The sequence below is a fragment of the Solirhodobacter olei genome (assembly GCF_004010155.1).
GTDB classification, from domain to species: Bacteria; Pseudomonadota; Alphaproteobacteria; order Rhodobacterales; family Rhodobacteraceae; genus Solirhodobacter; species Solirhodobacter olei.
Window position 1 is genome coordinate 36,312 of record NZ_RRYH01000029.1, and the last position, 17,326, is coordinate 53,637.

At 58.3% G+C, this 17,326-nt stretch carries 11 protein-coding genes and 1 pseudogene; 8 read left to right on the forward strand and 4 right to left on the reverse strand.

All coding sequences use genetic code 11. From position 1 onward, the window contains the following. Window positions 1-5 precede the first annotated feature (5 nt). Window positions 6-1,097 carry an S-methyl-5-thioribose-1-phosphate isomerase gene (gene mtnA / locus EIP85_RS17990; protein WP_127903630.1) on the forward strand — a complete coding sequence of 364 codons (1,092 nt, stop codon included), beginning with the start codon at window positions 6-8 and terminating at the stop codon, window positions 1,095-1,097. A gap of 5 nt (window positions 1,098-1,102) precedes the next feature. Next, window positions 1,103-1,753 (forward strand): class II aldolase/adducin family protein, encoded by a 651-nt coding sequence (locus EIP85_RS17995; protein ID WP_127903598.1) that lies wholly within the window; start codon window positions 1,103-1,105, stop codon window positions 1,751-1,753. Between the two features lie 19 nt (window positions 1,754-1,772). On the opposite strand, the gene EIP85_RS18000 is transcribed toward EIP85_RS17995, so the two are convergent. Continuing rightward, entirely contained in the window at window positions 1,773-3,200 is a 1,428-nt protein-coding gene (locus EIP85_RS18000; protein ID WP_127903599.1) for a sensor histidine kinase, read from the reverse strand. Window positions 3,201-3,666: 466 nt separating this feature from the next. Here EIP85_RS18000 and EIP85_RS18005 point away from each other — a divergent pair, with 466 nt between their 5' ends. The 6 genes from EIP85_RS18005 (at window position 3,667) to EIP85_RS18030 (ending at window position 12,982) form a co-directional block, all read left to right on the forward strand. Next, entirely contained in the window at window positions 3,667-4,290 is a 624-nt protein-coding gene (locus tag EIP85_RS18005; protein ID WP_127903600.1) for an acyl-homoserine-lactone synthase, read from the forward strand. 718 nt (window positions 4,291-5,008) lie between these two features. Further along, entirely contained in the window at window positions 5,009-7,432 is a 2,424-nt protein-coding gene (locus EIP85_RS18010) for an AMP-binding protein (protein ID WP_127903601.1), read from the forward strand. Window positions 7,433-7,688: 256 nt separating this feature from the next. Further along, entirely contained in the window at window positions 7,689-8,828 is a 1,140-nt protein-coding gene (locus EIP85_RS18015) for a GNAT family N-acetyltransferase (protein WP_127903602.1), read from the forward strand. A 385-nt stretch (window positions 8,829-9,213) separates the two neighbouring features. Then, entirely contained in the window at window positions 9,214-10,359 is a 1,146-nt protein-coding gene (locus EIP85_RS18020; protein ID WP_164871792.1) for a GNAT family N-acetyltransferase, read from the forward strand. Beyond that, window positions 10,359-11,216, forward strand: coding sequence for a thioesterase domain-containing protein (locus EIP85_RS18025; RefSeq protein ID WP_127903604.1), 858 nt, complete (start codon window positions 10,359-10,361; stop codon window positions 11,214-11,216). Before EIP85_RS18020 ends, EIP85_RS18025 begins: the two co-directional genes overlap by 1 nt. Next, a complete protein-coding gene (locus EIP85_RS18030; RefSeq protein ID WP_127903605.1) occupies window positions 11,213-12,982 on the forward strand; it encodes an AMP-binding protein in 1,770 nt (589 codons plus the stop codon). The genes EIP85_RS18025 and EIP85_RS18030 overlap by 4 nt, the downstream gene beginning before the upstream one ends. 506 nt (window positions 12,983-13,488) lie before the next feature. Here the strand turns inward: EIP85_RS18030 and EIP85_RS18035 are convergent. The 3 genes and pseudogenes from EIP85_RS18035 to EIP85_RS18045 all read right to left on the reverse strand — a co-directional run bounded on the left by EIP85_RS18035 (window position 13,489) and on the right by EIP85_RS18045 (window position 17,277). After that, the gene (locus EIP85_RS18035; protein ID WP_127903606.1) at window positions 13,489-14,775 is read right to left on the reverse strand and encodes a glycosyltransferase family 4 protein; all 1,287 of its coding nucleotides are present in this window, start codon (window positions 14,773-14,775) and stop codon (window positions 13,489-13,491) included. A gap of 301 nt (window positions 14,776-15,076) precedes the next feature. Beyond that, window positions 15,077-16,070, reverse strand: a pseudogene (locus EIP85_RS18040) (transposase). Between the two features lie 64 nt (window positions 16,071-16,134). After that, on the reverse strand, window positions 16,135-17,277 hold the full coding sequence (locus tag EIP85_RS18045; protein ID WP_127903607.1) for a fumarylacetoacetate hydrolase family protein: 1,143 nt from the start codon (window positions 17,275-17,277) through the stop codon (window positions 16,135-16,137). Between the last annotated feature and the right edge of the window lie 49 nt (window positions 17,278-17,326).

Genomic DNA, 17,326 nt, shown 5'->3' on the forward strand with positions numbered 1-17,326 from the left:
GGCGCGTGAAGGTCGACGGACAGCATTACCGAACCATCTGGCTTAATGCCGACGGATGGCGGTCCGAGATCATCGACCAGCGCTGGCTCCCACATGAGTTCCGCGTGGCGACTCTAGGTGCGTTGGACGACTTCGCCCGCGCGATCCGCGAGATGTGGGTGCGCGGCGCGCCGCTGATCGGGGTCACGGCGGCCTACGGGCTGGCCCTCCGGATGACTGAGAACCCCTCCGACGCGGCCCTCGATGCCGCGTGGGAACTGCTCCACGCCACTCGGCCGACGGCGATCAACCTTCGCTGGGCGCTCGACGATCTTCGGGGCCGCTTGCGCCCCCTGCCCGAGGCCGAGCGCGCGGCGGCGGCCTATGCCCGCGCAGGTGAGATCGCGGCCGAGGATGTCGAGATTAACCGCGCCATCGGCGCCCACGGGCTGGAGATCATCCGCCGGATCGCGGCGGAAAAGCCCGCCGGCGCGCCGGTGAACATCCTGACCCATTGCAACGCTGGCTGGCTCGCTACGGTCGATTACGGTACCGCCACCGCACCGATCTACCTTGCCCACGAGGCCGAGATCCCCGTTCATGTCTGGGTCGACGAGACCCGCCCCCGCAACCAGGGCGCACAGCTCACGGCCTGGGAGATGGCCGGCCACGGCATCCCCCACCGCCTGATCGTCGACAATGCAGGCGGTCACCTGATGCAGCGGGGCGAGGTTGACATGGTGATCGTCGGCACCGACCGCACCACCGCTTCGGGTGATGTCTGCAACAAGATCGGCACATATCTGAAGGCACTTGCCGCCGCGGACAACGGCGTACCGTTCTATGTGGCCCTGCCCTCGCCCACGATCGACTGGACCGTCTCGGACGGGGCCGAGATCCCGATCGAGGAGCGCGACGAGGAGGAGGTCAGCCGGGTCTGGGGCAAGACCACGGAGGGCCACGTGACGCAGGTCAGAATCTCACCCGAGGCGACGCCGGCCGGCAACCCGGCCTTCGACGTGACGCCCGCGCGGCTTGTCACCGGGCTGATCACTGAGCGCGGCGTGGCACCGGCCTCTCGCGCCGGGCTGGCGGCGCTGTTTCCGGAACGGGTGTAAAGCGGATGCAAAGCGGTGATGCGGCGCTGAGGGAAGAGATGGTGGCGGTTTGCCGCCGGATGAACGAGACCGGGATAAACCAGGGCACCTCCGGCAATCTCTCGATCCGCTGCGAGGACGGGATCCTGATCACGCCGTCCTCGCTGCCCTACGAGCGGATGGTGCCAGCGGACCTTGTGGTGCTGCGCCCCGATGGCGCGGTCGATGGGGCGCGGGCGCCCTCCTCCGAATGGCGCTTTCATCGCGACATCCTCGCGGCGCGGCCGGATATTGCGGTGGTGCTGCATTGCCATTCCCTGAATGCCACGGCGCTGGCTGTCCACGGTCACGGCATCCCGGCGTTCCACTACATGATCGCGCTGGCCGGCGGGCCGGACATCCGCTGTTCGCGCTACGAGACCTTCGGCACGCAAGAGCTTTCCGACGCGGCGCTGGAGGCGCTGGAGGGGCGGGTGGCATGTCTTCTGGGCCATCACGGCCAGATCTCACTGGGCACAACGCTCGATGGCGCGCTGAGGCTTGCGGTGGAGGTGGAGACGCTGGCCGCAATCTATGTCGCCGCGCGCGTTCTCGGCGAGCCGCCGGTCTTGCCAGAGGACGAGATCGAGCGTGTGCGTATGAAGATCCGCGCAATGGGTTACGGACCGCGCGGCTGATGGCGCCGGGTGCGTGCAGTCAGGCGGCGGCCTTGCCCTCGTCGGGATCGGCCTTATGCGCGGGCTGACAACGCTCCATCTCGATGAAGAAGCAGGTGCCGGGGCCTTCGTTCTTGCGGTAGTCGATCGTGGCGTGGTGCAGATCGAGAATGCGCCGGCAGATGTTCAGCCCCAGTCCGGTGCCACCGATTCGGCGGGTGTCGGAACTGTCGAGCTGGCTGAACTGATCGAAGACCAACTCGCGATGTTCCTCGGAAAGGCCCACGCCCTGGTCGATGACGAGGATGCGGGCCAGCTTGTCCTCCGCCTCGAGCCGCACGACGACCTCGCTTCCGGGGTGTGAGAATTTGGCTGCGTTAGACAGCAGATTGGCCATCACCTGCTCCAGCCGGTTCTCGTCGGCCTCCACGAAAACCGGCTCGCCCGAGGTTTCGGCTCTGAATGTCACGTTGCATTTCGCCCCATAGGGGGCGTTGATCTCGAGGCTGCGCTTCAGGAAACCGCCGAGTTCCAACGAACGAAAATTCATTTCCAGCTTGCCGGCCTCGATCTTCTGCAGATCGAGGATGTCGTTGATCAATGCCGAAAGCTTGCCGCAATTCTGCTGGGCGATGCCGAGCACCGAATCGACCCGCTTCGGAACCTCGCCAAGCTGGCCTGAGCGCGCCAACGAAACGGCGCCATTGATCGACGTCATCGGCGTGCGCAACTCATGGCTCATCGTCGAGAGGAATTCGGTTTTCGCCTTATAAGCGATCTTGGTGCGTTCGTGTTCAGCCCGCAATTCATCCATCTGTCGCATTTGCCGGCGATAGAGACCGAGGAAGATGCGCGAGCAATCGATCAGGAAATAAAGCACGAAGGCCGCCGTGAACATTTGCATCCAGAGTTCGGAATGGATGTTGGCGCCAGTGCGCCAGATGTCCCAGGCCGGGATGAAGAGGAACGCGGCACCGTAGATCGTGATCCGCAGCCGCAGGATCGGGAGGATCTGGTGGTTGTTCATCGCCGCGAAGACGGAGGCAGCGACGAGGAAGAAGAGCGGCATAAAATGCGTCGTCGGTCCCTGCACATCGCTGATCCACAGGGCAAAATATACGATCCCGATCGAGCTGAAGATGGTGCCGAGGTAGAGTAACGTCAGGTTCTGGCGGATGTCTCTCACATCCGTTAGGGGGCGGCGAAGGATGCGGCGGCAGCTCCACAGATCGAAGATCTCGCTGAGCAGGACAATGCCGAGGTTCAGCAGTGCGAGCCAGAAGCTGTAATAATAGGCCGCCAGCACAAAGCCGGCGCCCCAACTCATCATCCGCTGCCAGAACAGCGCGATTCCCGTCGACGCATAGTCATGCATCTGTTGCGGCAGGTGCATCGATGTAGATGGTGCGGCCGGTTGCCGGGCGGACCCTGCCACTCCGACGTCCTGCCCCATCACGGGAAGATTCATTCGCGTGTTCCTGGATACTCAGGGTTGGTTGTTAAGACTGGCTAGACCACTGGTACGCACTGGCACATTTTGAAAACAGTCTGTGGCAGAATTGCGGCAAATACTTGCAACTTTGGGGGGCGGCCATTACGCTTGATTCGTGGGGACAGCCTTTGTTGGGCTTGCGAGTGGCAGTACATCACCTTTCGAGTTCAGGTAGATTACGTCTAGTTTGGCGTGCCTCCATAGTGCTTGTTGTTGCGCCAACGAAGGAATACCCAGGGTGAGTTCACCAGCCGAGATCTTGACATCCAAGGCATGGCGGGTGTTTCCGCGTCTGGTTCCTCAAGAGGAGCTGGAGGCGCGGCAGTCCCCGGGGCCGACGACGCACCGCGCTCGTGCAGCGCAGCCGGTAACATCAGTGGCGCCGGCCCCGAAATCACCGCTCCCTGCCGCCACGCCGGCGGATTCCGGGGAAGACATCAAGATGGCGGTGCTTTCCGTCGCCAATCTACACGAGCACGGCGATCTCTTTGTCAAATATCTCAAGCTCCGGCGCGAGATCTTTATCCAGGGCAAGCAATGGGCGCTGCCCGAGGCCGATGGGATGGAGTTCGACCAATACGACACGCCGCAATGCCGCTGGGTGCTGCTGCACGAGGGTGGCGAGATCCTTGCCAGCGTGCGGATCGCGCCGACGACGGCACGCTGCGGGCTGCATAGCTACATGATCCGCGACGCCCAGCTAGGTCAGCTGTCGGATCTGCCCCTGGATCTAATGTATTTCGCCGCCCCGGTGGGTGAGCAGGTCTGGGAGGGCACGCGCCTCTTCCTGTCGCCCGACGTGCCGACCTCGCGTCGGCCGCTCGTGCATCGCCGCCTGCTAAAGGCGCTTGGCGATGCGGCCGTTGGTGTGGGTGCGAAGCTGGTGATAGCACTGCTGCCAATCATGCTGATCCGCTGGATGAACCGGGTCGGGATGACGGCGACCGGCGTCGGCCCGGAGCTGGAGATCGCAGGCGACAAGGTGCAATGCGCGCTGATCGACACCCGTGTCCTGCAGACCGCCTGCAGCACGCCGACGAAGAATGTACGCAGAGCAGGTCTCTGAAGTAGTCGGCTTTCTATCTGGATTGCGGAGCATGTTTCACCCTGCGCACTGCTAAAGCAGTCCGCGACGGGCCGGGTTGTGCAACAGCCCGGAAGCTCCTTGGTCGGTGAAGTGCCGCAAGTGCCCTTGCGGGTTGCTGATGGATGCCATTTTGGATGGTTGGCGGCCCGGTTCCTAAGCAGTGGAGCCGCCATCCATCTGGCAGCATCCTTCAGCGGTGCAGAAGCAGTCATTCAGCGGTTTTGGGATTTACTTGATTATCCCCGAGCGGCTCTTTGCAGATCTGTTTGATGCTCCCTTGGCGGTGTGCTTCGGGAATGCCCAGTGGAGCGCGTTAATCTGTGGTCAGAGTGCCACCCAAAATGCGGCTCGCTAGACACTCTCGCAGAGGTCGCCCAAGCTGCTGCCGGTTCCGGCTACCCGGGCCATCTCGTCTCCGGCAACGTGCATGACCTCACATCCGAGACATGTGGTCAGCAGGCATGAACTTCGAACAGGTACTTCGCCAAGTCCAACCCAGTTCTCACGATCTGCATAGGGCGTTCCTCCCTCTGAGCGGTTGCGTTCGAAGGCTCTCCCCTGGGGGCGGCTGGGTCCTTACCTTCGACCTGGATCCGAAGCATTTTCAGGTGCCCGCAACGGTTCCCTCCGACTTGTGCGAATAAAGCGGTAATAAAACGAGTGATTTTTCTTTGATTCTGGCCTCCGCAAAGGGAAGATGTGCCTGTCGGTGACGCTTCATCACAGGGGGGCAGATGTGCCGAAAGTGATTGGTATCCGGAAGATAAGTTCTGTCGACTTCGTTAGACGGGTGTTTGAGGCCTATCGAGACAATACGCTGTTCGCCGCTCTGGACCCGTCTGGAAGGCTTCCTGATGTTCCCGGTTATGAGGCACACGGTATTGCTTCACCGGAGGCTGGTGGCGGTTGGTTCGACGGAGAGATCGTTCAGCAGGATACGGAGGATCCGGCCCAGATTCTCTTCAGTTCCGGCACAGAGGGAAGGCCTAAGGCCATCCTGATATCTCACCGAGCACTGGCAAACACGGTTGAACGACTCAACTCTGCAATGCGTGTTGACTCTTCGATCCGTGAGTACATTGGAGTTCCGATAACCTTTTCTTTCGGTCTTGGGCGATGCAGAGCTGTGGCGGCGGCCGGCGGCAAATTCTACATCCCTGAGCGCGGCTTCGATCCCATAGAAATCCGCCGCATGCTTGAGGCGGGGGAAATCAACGCAATCTCTGCCGTTCCTACGCTCTTCCGTACCATTTTGCAGGATCCTTCGGTGCTGGCTGGACTAGGTGCCCGAGTGAAATGGATCGAAATCGGAAGCCAGTACATGAGCCGCGCTGAGAAGGAGGAGATGAAGGAGCTGTTTCCCAACGCTGTCATCCTCCAGCACTATGGCCTGACGGAAGCCTCTCGAACCACATTTCTTCTCATCAGTGACACCGAGGGGGCCGCGCTGGAGTCCGTAGGACGCCCATTTGGCGGCGCCGAAGTCCAGATCTCAGATGAAGGCCGCATCAAGATCAGGGGGCCTCATGTGGCCATGGCTCGGGTCGAAGACGGAACGCTTATCCCCCTGGTTGGCAAGGATGGGTGGTTTACCACGGGCGACAACGGGCACTTCGAAGGCGAGAACTTGTTCTTCGATGGCCGCGCCGACGACATTATCAATAGCGGCGGGATCAAAGTGGATCCGGCTCACCTCGAACAGGACGTGCAGGGACGCCTGGGGGTCGATAGTGGCATCGCCATCGCAGGGATACCCGATGCCGTGCGAGGCGAAGGATTTTTCGTTGGTGTCCAGGAAGGTAGAGGCTTGGACCTCGAGGTCGTGAAGAGTGCGGTGCACGATGCGCTCAAGGACCGGGGCATTGTGCCCGGAAAATCCGTGCGGGTCCAAGGGGTTGGAGAAATACCATCCACTGGAACTGGAAAGATCCAGAGAAAGGCACTAGCAGCACTTTGTCGAATGGAAGCCGCCCCCGAAAGGCGAAGTCACGCTGAGGGTGCCGGAGTCATCTCTCTTTACGAGCACATGTTCGATCGCAAGGACATCGCTCCGACCGCTAACTTCCGTGACCTGGGAGGAGACTCACTAAACTACGTTCAGATGACCATTGCTCTTGAGAAAGAGCTTGGCGCTTTGCCGTCCAACTGGGACAACCTACCAGTTTTCGAACTCGAAAAACTAGAGGGAGGTATAAAGCGGCGGCTTTCTGAAATGGAAAGTAATATACTCCTCCGTGCCCTGGCCATCACCGCTATCGTTGCGACCCATTCAAGGTGGGATCCTGCTTTTGTTTATGGCGGCACCCAGCTTCTATTCTTCCTTATTGGCTACAACCTTGCGCGCTTTAAGTCTTCGGCGTTCTTTCGTGGTAATATTTGGGGCCCCTTATTTAGCTATACTAGGGTACTTTTGATTCCATATTTTTTGTTCTCCGCTCTCTATATGTTAAAAGAGCACCGGTTCTATCCGGACCTCCTGTTTCTCTATACGAATTTCATTGGGCCTCACTACACGTTAATTTTTCCATACTGGTTTGTTCAGGTTTTGGTACAGTGTCTGCTTTTGATGGGAGCATTTTTTCTCATTCCAGCCGTTCGAAAGTTTGCAACCAATAGGCCCTGGCCGTTTTCTCTCGCTGTGGCAACGAGCCTCGTAGTGGTCTGGTTGGTTTCTCCTGCAGTTTGGAACACATCGTACCTTGATTACAACGTTCCTCAGCGCTATCTGGCAATTCTCTGGCTGGGCTGGTGTTGCTATTTCGCCGACACGCCTCCGCGCCGCTTTATTGCACTCATCCTAGGGGTGGCCCTAATCCTTATTGACTATGTGCTCACTGACCTCTTTCGTTACCCTGTGTGGATACTGCTGGGCACGATTACGGTGCTCTACCTCCCCACAGTTAGGGTGCCTGGTCTGCTGCGAGATGGTGTGCAAGCCGTTGGTGCTGCTACATTCCAAATCTTCGTACTTAATGGGATCATTGCCTATGTCTTGCTATACCACCTTTCCTTCCCAAAGCCGCTGGCATTCGCTTTCTCTTTCCTGGGAAGCATTGCCGCGTCGTGGGCCATCGAGCGCGGCTGGGAGACATACCATCTGTGGCGCCGACGGACTGTTTGAAGCTGGGCTTGCGGTTTGTGGGAGCAATACAGTTAACTGGGTGTGATCGGAGGTGGGGCGAAAGTTTCGAGCTGCCGCATCGTCATGTTGCGATGTTATTGTCAGTGCTCCATTTGGGCCCATTCCATAAGCGCCTACTTGGCTTGTTCAAACCGGCTATGGCGGCAACAATTAAGATAAATACCTCCTACGCAGTTGAGACACTTCAACTGTTATTGGCGGTGTAGCATTTAGGATTGGTTGTGGGTGAGCTCTGATGGAATTGCGGGCGAGCATTCTTGAGTCAATTCATGATGTAGATGCGGAGCAGTGGGATCGGTGCTGCGGCCCCGATGATCTCTTGGTGAGTCATCGCCACCTCGCGGCCTTGGAGGATTCAGGTGTAGCTGGGCCGGAAAATGGCTTCACGAGCAGCCATGTGGTGCTGCGTGATGCGCGACACAGAGTTGTTGCGGTCGCGCCTGCATATCTAAAGTCGCACAACGAAGGAGAAATGGGCGTAGATATGGGTCTACGATTGGCGCATGAGCGCTTGGTAGGAAGTTATTTTCCAAAATTGCAGGTGGAAGTGCCGTTCACCACGTTTTCGGGTACGCGCTTTCTTGTCCGCCCTAATGTCGACCGCACGAGAGCCGTTTGCGCGCTCATAGGTTCGCTTAAGCAACTGGCAGCGGACCGCGGGGCCTCGTCCGTTCAGATTGCGTATTTGGCGCCCGAATCTGGGGATCCCCAGATCTTGCGCGGGCTGGATATGGCCATAAGCGAGAGCAACACCTTTGTCTGGCGCGCCGGCGACGATATGTCCTTTTCCGAATATGTCGCGGGCATGACAGGCAGTCGGCGTCAACGGATAAACCGCGAAAGGCGGCAAGTCCAATCCCGCGGCCTCGACTTTCGGTATTTCAGAGGGGGGGGGCTACAGCCTGAAATGGCCAGCCAATTCTTTGATTTTTACGTCTCGACCTTTGCACGACATGCGAACAAGCCCCCGTTAAACATGGACTATTTTAGGCGTGTTTTTGAAACCATGCCAGAGTCTGTTGACCTTTCAGTGAGCATCGAGGGCAATGTCTGGGCAGGTGCCTCGATGAGTATCAACGGTTCTAGCAGAGGCCGCGCACTTTATTGGGGTCAGGCTGGGGACATACCCAATCTCCACTTTGAACAGTTTATCTATCGCTCCATCGAGCGCGGATTTGTAACCGGACTCGATGTGGTGGATTTCGGTGGAATCGGTGAGCACAAGGGCCGGCGAGGGTTGGTGTTGGAGCCGATGGCGCATGCATTCTGGTTCACCGATGCCGCCATGCGCGTGATCGCGGAGAAGGCCTCTCAGCACAAGTGTGCACTAGCCGAGGCAGAAAGGGTGGCCGAGCGCAAGCACCTCGAGTGCTAGGCCGGACGTCGGTGATCAGCCGGTTGTTTGGGCAATTGAATGCCGGCTATCCTTTTCCGGGTCGTTACCCTTGACCGACGAAAGGGATGTTGTGATGATCTTTTGAATCGTGACATCGCACAGATTTTTCTGAGGGTGAGGCGCCGTAGAACAAGTAGTGATGGCTGGGAATGAATAGTATTGACATTTTGCGGTCATAAAATTGTCATTGCAGCGGCTTTAGCTGCCTGACATTGCCGTAGGGGCAGAGAATCGATCGACGAGGTTTCAGGAGGCTTTCGGGAGCTGGATGTGCTGGTAATGTTAGGGATGCGAGCGGGCAACGCGGCCTTGCCGTTTCAGGCCGCTGCTTGCATTTTCGGGCGCGTATAGACCGATGGGTTGGGTGGCCGAGACATATTCGTCGATCCACGATATCCCTGCTGAACAGTGGGACATGTGCGTCGGTCCGCAGGACGTGCTTCTCATTCATCGTCACCTGGCCGCACTTGAAGATTCTGGCGTCGCCTCTCCTGAGAGTGGATTCACGCCAAGCCATGTCGTCCTTCGTGATTCCGAAGGCAAGATAGCTGCCGCGGCGCCTACCTATCTGAGGTCGAACTCGAGAAGTGAGTTGGGCGTCGATTTGGGGCTGCAGATGGCCCATGAACGCCTTGCAGGTCCTTACTACCCGAAACTCCAGGTAGAGTTGCCCATGATGCCACAGGCTGGCATGCGCCTACTTGTTCGTAAGGGTGTCGACCTGCGCAGGGCCGCGCGTGAGCTTGTGGGTGTCCTTCAGCAGATCGTGATGGATCGAGGCGCTTCGTCTGTTCAGATTTCGTTTATGCGTCCTGGGTCTGAACATGCGGAACTCCTGCGCGATATGGGTATGTCCTCCACACAATCCAATACGTTCGTTTGGGTGCGGGGTTCTGAGACGACCTTTGACGAATACCTAGAACGCATGACATCACACCACCGAGCAAAGATTCGCAGAGAGCGGCGGATGGCCTGGGATCTCGGCCTGACCTATCATTATTTCAGGGGCCCAGATCTGGTCGCTGAAATGGCCCAGCAGTTCTTCAACTTCTACAAGTCAACCTACGAAAGGTATTCGACCGTACCGGCATTGAACCTGGCCTATTTCCAGCTTGTGTTTGCAACCATGCCGGAACTCGTCGACCTGTCTGTTTCCTTTGACGGGAGCGACTGGGCGGGCGCTATGTACAGCTTGAAAGGCTCATCATCGGGTCATTGCATCGCCTGGGGTCAGGGCGGGGATTATCGCCATCTCCATTTTGAACAGGTCATCTATGGATCCATTGAGCGCGCATTGGCTACCGGTGTGGAACGGCTGGACTTTGCCGGACTCGGATCGCACAAGTCAGTCCGTGGCCTAAGAGCAGAGCCGGTGCATCATGCGTTCTGGTTTCGCGATCCAGCAATGCGGGAGGTCATCGAAGCCATCTGCCAACGTAGAACGAAGGATGCGGAGACGGAGCGAGAATCAGAATTGGCACTACTCCCGTTCGTGGCAGGGAGAGATTGATGGCTGCGCCAGAAAAAGAAGAACCCAAGGCCCTGCGATGGTTAGCAGGTAAAACGAACGGTGCCACACTGATATTTATGCCAGATTTTGGCGGCAACGTCATATATGCCAGTCCACTCGTGAAGGCTCTATCTGATGTCTGTAATTGCTATTCGATGCTTTTGCCTCCGGAATTCCTTTCCCCATCGGGCGCGCCTTCAATAGAAGAGCTGGGTAGTCAATTTGCATCAAAGATAATTGGTTCACAATTAAGTGGCCCCATACACATACTCGGGCATTCCTATGCAGGCATCCCAGCCTATGAAACCGGACGCCAGCTCGCGCAGCGCGGCGCCGCCCCAGACATGGTCTGGTTGCTCGACCTCTCTCGGCGCCGTAGATTTAACCTCCGCGAGGTCTCTCGTCACCCCTTTGCTCACTTTAAGGGCCTGTCGAAGTATATCTTGGCCAACAGGCGACGTCTCTTCCTCAGGCGGCAAAATCCGGATATACTTTCTGCCTATGGCGTAATGCCTTTTAATCTGACTGAGCATCCTGAATCCTATCGGGACATCATCCGCCGCAACTATGCAGCGCTGCTAAAGTATCGGCCGCGACCTAGCGGATCTCCCATTACGGTCCTTCAAGCGATTGAAGAGATCGACGCCTTTTATGAGGATGGATTAGGTTGGCGAGAGCTTTCGCTCGGGCCATTTCGCAGCATCGACGTGCCCGGGAACCATCTCTCAATGCTTAGGCAACACGAGAACGCAAACTACATTGCCGATCTAATTCGAACAGACTTGCTGGTAGAAGCTACGCCAAATGGACAAAATATCCGGCGCTCCGGATCTGAAATTAGAGAGAATGTCACATGACAGAAGAGCTCGTGCAAGTACATTCCCCTGAGCCTGCAGCATCGCGGTTTGCTGCGCGCGTCGACGATATGCTGCGCATAAATAGCAGTGAGCTGTTTGCCGACCTTGCATCCGGACCTATGAGTTACGCGAATTGCCAAGAACGGATGTATGCTCACTGTGGGGCCTTCGCACAAATAGGCCTCACAGCAGGCGACAGAGCGCTCATTCGATCCAAAAATGACAGTCAGGTGATTACGCTTTTCCTGGCAATGTTGCGAACCGGTATTACGCCCGTGATTGCTGATGCCGGGGCGACCAATGCTGAATGTGCGGACCTGGCAAGACATTGCGAGATTCGTGCAGCTTTCGCGGACCAGACTTTCCCGGTTCTTCCGGAGGTGGAGTTGGTTGCTATCGAGGCTGATGGTTTAATAAACAGCCGGTTGGAGGGATCACATCCGACCAATTTTCCAAAGATGCCTACGGCGGAAACTGCTCTTCTCGTGTTAACATCCGGCACCACTTCCACGCCCAAAGCGGTGCAATTGACCTATGCCAATCTCATTGCCCAGCTCGACATCTTCGAGGAGGTATACGGGTTCGGGCCTGGTATTAGGCTCCTTAACCTGCTTCCGCTTCACCATGTCGACGGTTTGATCCGCGGACCTCTCTCCGCATTGTGGTTCGGCGGCTCTGTCCATCGCAGCAGATCCTTCTCGATGCAGGCGGTGCCCGGGATCTTAGAAGAGGTCGCAAGTAAGCGTATAACGCACCTAATTTCGGTTCCGGCAATGTTACGGATCATAGAACGGGCAGGAGCTGACCACCCAACAGCCTTTAATACTCCCGATTTCCGTTTTGTCCTGTCAAGCGCTGACATGCTAGATGCGGCTCTGTGGCGGCGATTTGAGGAACGTTTTTCTGTTTCGGTTGCCAATGCCTACGGGTTGAGTGAGGTGGTGTGTGATGCGCTCTTTGCCGGACCTGAAAGTGAGACCAGGCACATAGGAACACTTGGACGTGCGGTCGGCTGTTCTGCACTGCTTATCAACGATGCCGGAATTGAAGTGGCCGCGGGCGAGACTGGAGAGCTGGTGCTTTCAGGGCCGACTGTGATGCAAGGCTATTTCAATGCGCCAGAGGTAACTGGTTCTGTCCTCAAGAGTGGCTCGTTTTATACTGGCGACTACATGCGGATCAATGAGAGTGGGCTTTTCGAATTTGTCGGGCGCAAGAAAACGTCTATCGTGTCAGCAGGGAACACCATCCATCCGGAGGCCGCAACGCAGGTTTTATCGTCCATGCCCGGCGTTTTGGAAGCAGTCGCATTCGGAGTGCCAGATGAGGCGATGGGTGAGCGACTAGTGGCTGCCGTCGTTATTTCACCAGCACATACGATCAGCGAAGCCGACTTGGCCGCACACTGCCGCTTGTCACTTTCCGCTGAGCGGGCGCCGCGCGAGTACCATATTGTGGACAGCCTTCCACGAGGGGCAAGCGGAAAGGTAAAACTCGAAGAACTCGCAATGCTCTCGCGAGAAACGGCCGCGCCGAAGCTGGATGTCCTCTCTATTGCGGCGAAGTGCTTCAACGTGCCGGTCGAAACACTCTCTATGGCTTCGAACCCATACAATACCACTGGCTGGGATTCACTTGCGCATCTTCAGCTAATTGAAGCTGTGGAACATGCTTACAAAATTCAATTTTCACCGATGCAGATTGCCCAAATCCTATGCCTCGGAGATCTCAACGATTGTTTGGGGGAAGCATTGAAGACTGCATGATGGTAGAATGTGGTCAGCCCGCTTCGTACGGCGTTCCTCAATAAATTCAATATGATATGTGTAGCAATGGCATGGTGCTCGTGTGACTATCGGCTGACTCATCACCATTTCGCGGTCGAGCATCAGGTCTGTTAGGATATTCTTTAGTGGTCCATTCTGGTCCGCGAGTTGCTTAAGGGGCCGCATCTCTGTCCGCTGTAGGCTACCTTATCAGTTCTTCCTCCTGTGGATCTTCGACTGACGCCCGCCTTCGTCCGGTAGTTTCGGATGCCCTAACTGATCAAATCCCTGCTTGCGTGGCCGCTACTGGGGTTTGTGGGGTGCATCTGCCACCTCTGGTTCAAAGGCCTTTTCGTAGAGCCGGGCGTTGGTCGGATTTGCGTCTCTTTCCTCGGTACGCGGACGATGCTTCATCGCGGCTTCCAAATCCGCGGGGTTTTCATAAAAGAAATTATGCGGAACCTTGCAGTCAAAAGCGACCCGAACATCACCATAATCGTGCAAAATCAATAACCCATAACCTGTTCAGATCGGACTGTGTCGCCGGAGGTAGGGTCTTTCGCGAGCGCATTGAACAAGCCTGACCCCCAGGACAGCGATCGATCGAAGATCTTTTGCCTGACCGAAGCGGTTGCCGCGCAAAGATCCCGATAGGCCTTCTTGTCTGCGATCAGCCCATTCATTGCCGCCGCAAGGGCCTCAGGGTTGTCGGCTTCATAGACGACGCAGCTGTCCGCGAGCAGATCTGCCGCTGGGACGACCGAGCTGAGTACCGAAGGCACACCGTGAGAGGCGGCCTCGAATCCGACCAGGGCCAAGCCTTCGTTAAAGCTCGCCATGGTCGGGCAGATCAGAAGATCGGCAGCGGCAATGGCGGCATGAACCTGTTCGCTCTCCAGGCTGCCAACGAACGATATCTTGTCCCGGTGCGGGGATGCGGCAATCCGTTGCGTGACCGCCGTGTCCGCCGAGCCAGACCCTGCAAGAGTGAGCGTCAAGTAGGGATAGGCCGCCGCGAGCTGTTCGAACACGTCGATCAGCATGAACACGCCCTTAAATCTTTCGATCCGCCCCAAGAATAGAAGGTCGCGCACCGCGTCGGGTTCGATCAGGGCCTGCTCTCGCAGGATCTGAGGGCACTCAACCTCCGCCTCGAAGCGGCCACCGGTCAAGGCCGCAATTTGCCGGGCGCATTCGTGCGAGGTGCAGATCGCCCCGTCCAGCGACCGGGCCATGTGGATAAGCATGGCCTTGCGAAGCCGACCCTTCAGGGTCCGCGGTGGGCGCTGCATCGGCCAAAAGGTGTTATGCATCGATAGTATCAGCGTCCTTCCTCGGGACAGGGGCTGCCATGATCGTTTTGGGGCGTGCGTCGAGATGACGACGACATGAGGGTTGAAGTCGTTCGTCAGGTCAACGATTTCGTCCGCCAGTGCCGCGCGGCTTCGCACGCGATCGATCCAGCCTTTCGCGGACCTCTCGTTGACCTGGTCGAAGCGAAACCGTTTGCCTGCCGCGGCCGCGGAATCCCCTATCCTGTGGTGGGCGATGATCTGACAATATGCGTTCAGCTGCGTCATCAGTTCGTAGAACATCAAGGAATAGGTGATGCATGGAACCCTGGGGTCGTGTTGACCTGAGCGCCAGTAGTCGAAGGTTCCCGCGACATCTCCCGGTCCCGGGACAAACGTCACCCTCAAAGGGTCCGACCCAGACAAACCTAACCGGGACCGTACGATCCTGCCCGCGTGCTCTGGCACGTGCACCACATTGGACAGTTCACCGGTATCCATTCAAGTCCGCCACGATCGTGCCAAGTCGGTGATTTCAAAAGTGTTGAGGCATCCTAGTCGGTAGGTGACATCCAAATCCATGAAAATCCGTGGGCTAGCAGGTTTGGCGACCGACGTGCAATGTTGAGGCTTCAGAGCTGCTGCTCAGGGCGGGAGATCAAATCCAAAATCGTCCCCGACGATCAAACATCATAACACTTGTAACCACTTTGCGGGGTTTCGAGGCAATACATGCTTCCATCCAATAGGCGGTGTTGCGCAATTCAGCCTCTGGCCTGGATCGGCCCCTTCCCACTGTCGTTCAGGTGATGGCTTCGATTTCCGCCCTGCCGAGGGCGGTGAAGGCGTTCATGATAGTGATGCGGATCTGGAATTCGGCGGTCTGTCGATCGGGGTCTCGTGACACGATCCACTCGCCGAAACGCTTCAGGCAATTCATCCAAGCCTCGACCCGACTTCGGACGTGATTGCCCCCCAATCGCTTCCAGTGTGCCCTGCCCAGATGGCCCGTTGTGCGTAGGATCTTGTTTTGGACAGTCGCGGCCGGGCAATTTTCTTTCCATGCACGGCCGTTATGGCGGATGGGGATGATGGTATCGGCGGGATGGTCGATGATTTCGGCTTGGCATCGTCGCGTGTCAGGCGCGCCATCCGTGGTGACGGGGGGCGATCCCTTCCTCCTCGAGAATTTGGGCCAGCAGGTCCGGCAGCAGCGGGCTGTCCCCTTGACGGGCTCGAGGTGAACTCGACCGCGTGTAAGTCGCCAGTCTCGGCGTCCATGGTGATATGAACCTTCCTCCATTGCCTCCGACGTGACGGAACATGCTTGCAGGGTGAAGGGCGTCTTGGAAACGATCCGGCGGCTCGTTTCAGTCCTGAACAGGCGGAGCGCCATCCGCCATCGCCACGGAACTTGATGCCGGTGCGATCGATAGGCAGGTTCAAGGGCTTGCCTGAAGAGCGATAGAGAATCTGCACCCTGATCCACGCCTGCCGCGTGCACAGGGTCAAATAGTCCGGCACCGACCAGTCGAGCCCAGCCTGCGCATTCCGGATCAGGCTCTCGGCCAGTCTGACTGTCTTCCGCAGCTGGTGCCCGAACAGCACTTTCAGCGTGAGGCAGACCTGGACCGCTGCATCGGAGAACGTCTCGGGTCGTCCCCGTTTGCCGGTTTTCCGGCGTGCCAGACCGTGTCGGGATCAAACCAGACCGAGAGCGAACTCCGCTGGCACAGCGCCGCGCTATAGGCGGACCAGTTCATCGTGCGATAGCAGGTGGAAGAGGGTCTCAGCATAGCACCAATCTAACGCACTGGATTCGCTAAGTGAATTATCCTCGCCGCTTTGTGCTAGCGCGGTCTAGAGCAGCCCCCGCCCGGCCAGATTGCGCATCAGCGCGGCGGTCCCAAAGGTCCATTCCGGTGCCTCCGTGGACAGCCGCACGCGGTTCGTGAGCGTGCCGAGCTCCGAGCAGGAGATCGAGACGAGATCGCCTGCGTGATGGGTAAACCCCTGCCCCGGCGCATCGCGGTCCTGGATTGGTGCAAACATCGTGCCGAGATAGAGCATGAAACCATCGGGGTACTGATGGTGCCGCCCTCGGGTCTGGCGGACAAGATCGATCGGATCGCGGCTCATCTCCGCGACTGAGGAGCGCCCGTCCAAACGGAAGCCGTCCTCTCCCTCCACTACCATGGTCAGCTCCAGCCGGCGGAGATGATCGAGAGTGAAGTCGCGATCGAGGAGCCGGATAAAGGGCCCAAGCGCGGCGGAGGCATTGTTGTCCTTTGCCTTGCCCAGAAGCAGAGCCGAGCGGCCTTCGACATCGCGCAGGTTTACGTCATTGCCCAGCGTGGCGCCCACGATCCGTCCGGTGCTGGAGACGGCGAGCACCAGCTCCGGTTCGGGGTTGTTCCAATGGCTGATCGGGTGCAGGCCAACCGAGGCGCCCCAGCCGACCGCGCTCATCGGCTGCGACTTGGTGAAGACTTCGGCATCGGGACCGATGCCGACCTCCAGATATTGCGACCAAAGGCCTTCGGCTTGCAGAAGGCGCTTTACCTCGGCGGCTTCTGAAGAGCCTGGGACGAGGTCGCGCAGGCTGTCGCCGATCGCGCGAGCGACGCGAGCGCGGATCTCCTCGGCCTTCGCCGGGTCGCCCGCCGCACGTTCCTCGATCACGCGCTCCACCATAGAGCGGGCGAAAGTCACTCCGCAGGCCTTCAGCGCCTGTAGGTCTGAGGGGGAGAGTAGCCGGGTAGCCTCTCCCTCCCATGGCTCGACGGACGCGCGCGCGATCTCTTCAAGCCCGCCAATGTCTTCGCCGGGCAAGTCTGCGACGAAGCCGGCCGGGTCCGGATGTTCGAGCAGATCGCGCATGGTCGGCGCAGCCCGAGTAGTGATGTCGAAGACATGCTTATCGCGCAGGGTGACGAGCGCGGGGCCAATGCCAGCGCGCCAGACGCGGCCAACGAACAAGCCAGATTGCGGAAGATCGATCATGCTGCCCCCAGGATTGTGACCAAGCCGGCGCCCGGGCACGTCTTCCCGG

Coding starts and splice junctions, on each gene's coding strand:
- EIP85_RS17995 (WP_127903598.1), top strand. CDS start 1,103: ATGCAAAGCGGTGATGCGGCGCTGAGGGAAGAGATGGTGGCGGTTTGC.
- EIP85_RS18000 (WP_127903599.1), bottom strand. CDS start 3,200: ATGAATCTTCCCGTGATGGGGCAGGACGTCGGAGTGGCAGGGTCCGCC.
- EIP85_RS18005 (WP_127903600.1), top strand. CDS start 3,667: ATGGCGGTGCTTTCCGTCGCCAATCTACACGAGCACGGCGATCTCTTT.
- EIP85_RS18010 (WP_127903601.1), top strand. CDS start 5,009: ATGTGCCTGTCGGTGACGCTTCATCACAGGGGGGCAGATGTGCCGAAA.
- EIP85_RS18015 (WP_127903602.1), top strand. CDS start 7,689: ATGGAATTGCGGGCGAGCATTCTTGAGTCAATTCATGATGTAGATGCG.
- EIP85_RS18025 (WP_127903604.1), top strand. CDS start 10,359: ATGGCTGCGCCAGAAAAAGAAGAACCCAAGGCCCTGCGATGGTTAGCA.
- EIP85_RS18030 (WP_127903605.1), top strand. CDS start 11,213: ATGACAGAAGAGCTCGTGCAAGTACATTCCCCTGAGCCTGCAGCATCG.
- EIP85_RS18035 (WP_127903606.1), bottom strand. CDS start 14,775: ATGGATACCGGTGAACTGTCCAATGTGGTGCACGTGCCAGAGCACGCG.
- EIP85_RS18045 (WP_127903607.1), bottom strand. CDS start 17,277: ATGATCGATCTTCCGCAATCTGGCTTGTTCGTTGGCCGCGTCTGGCGC.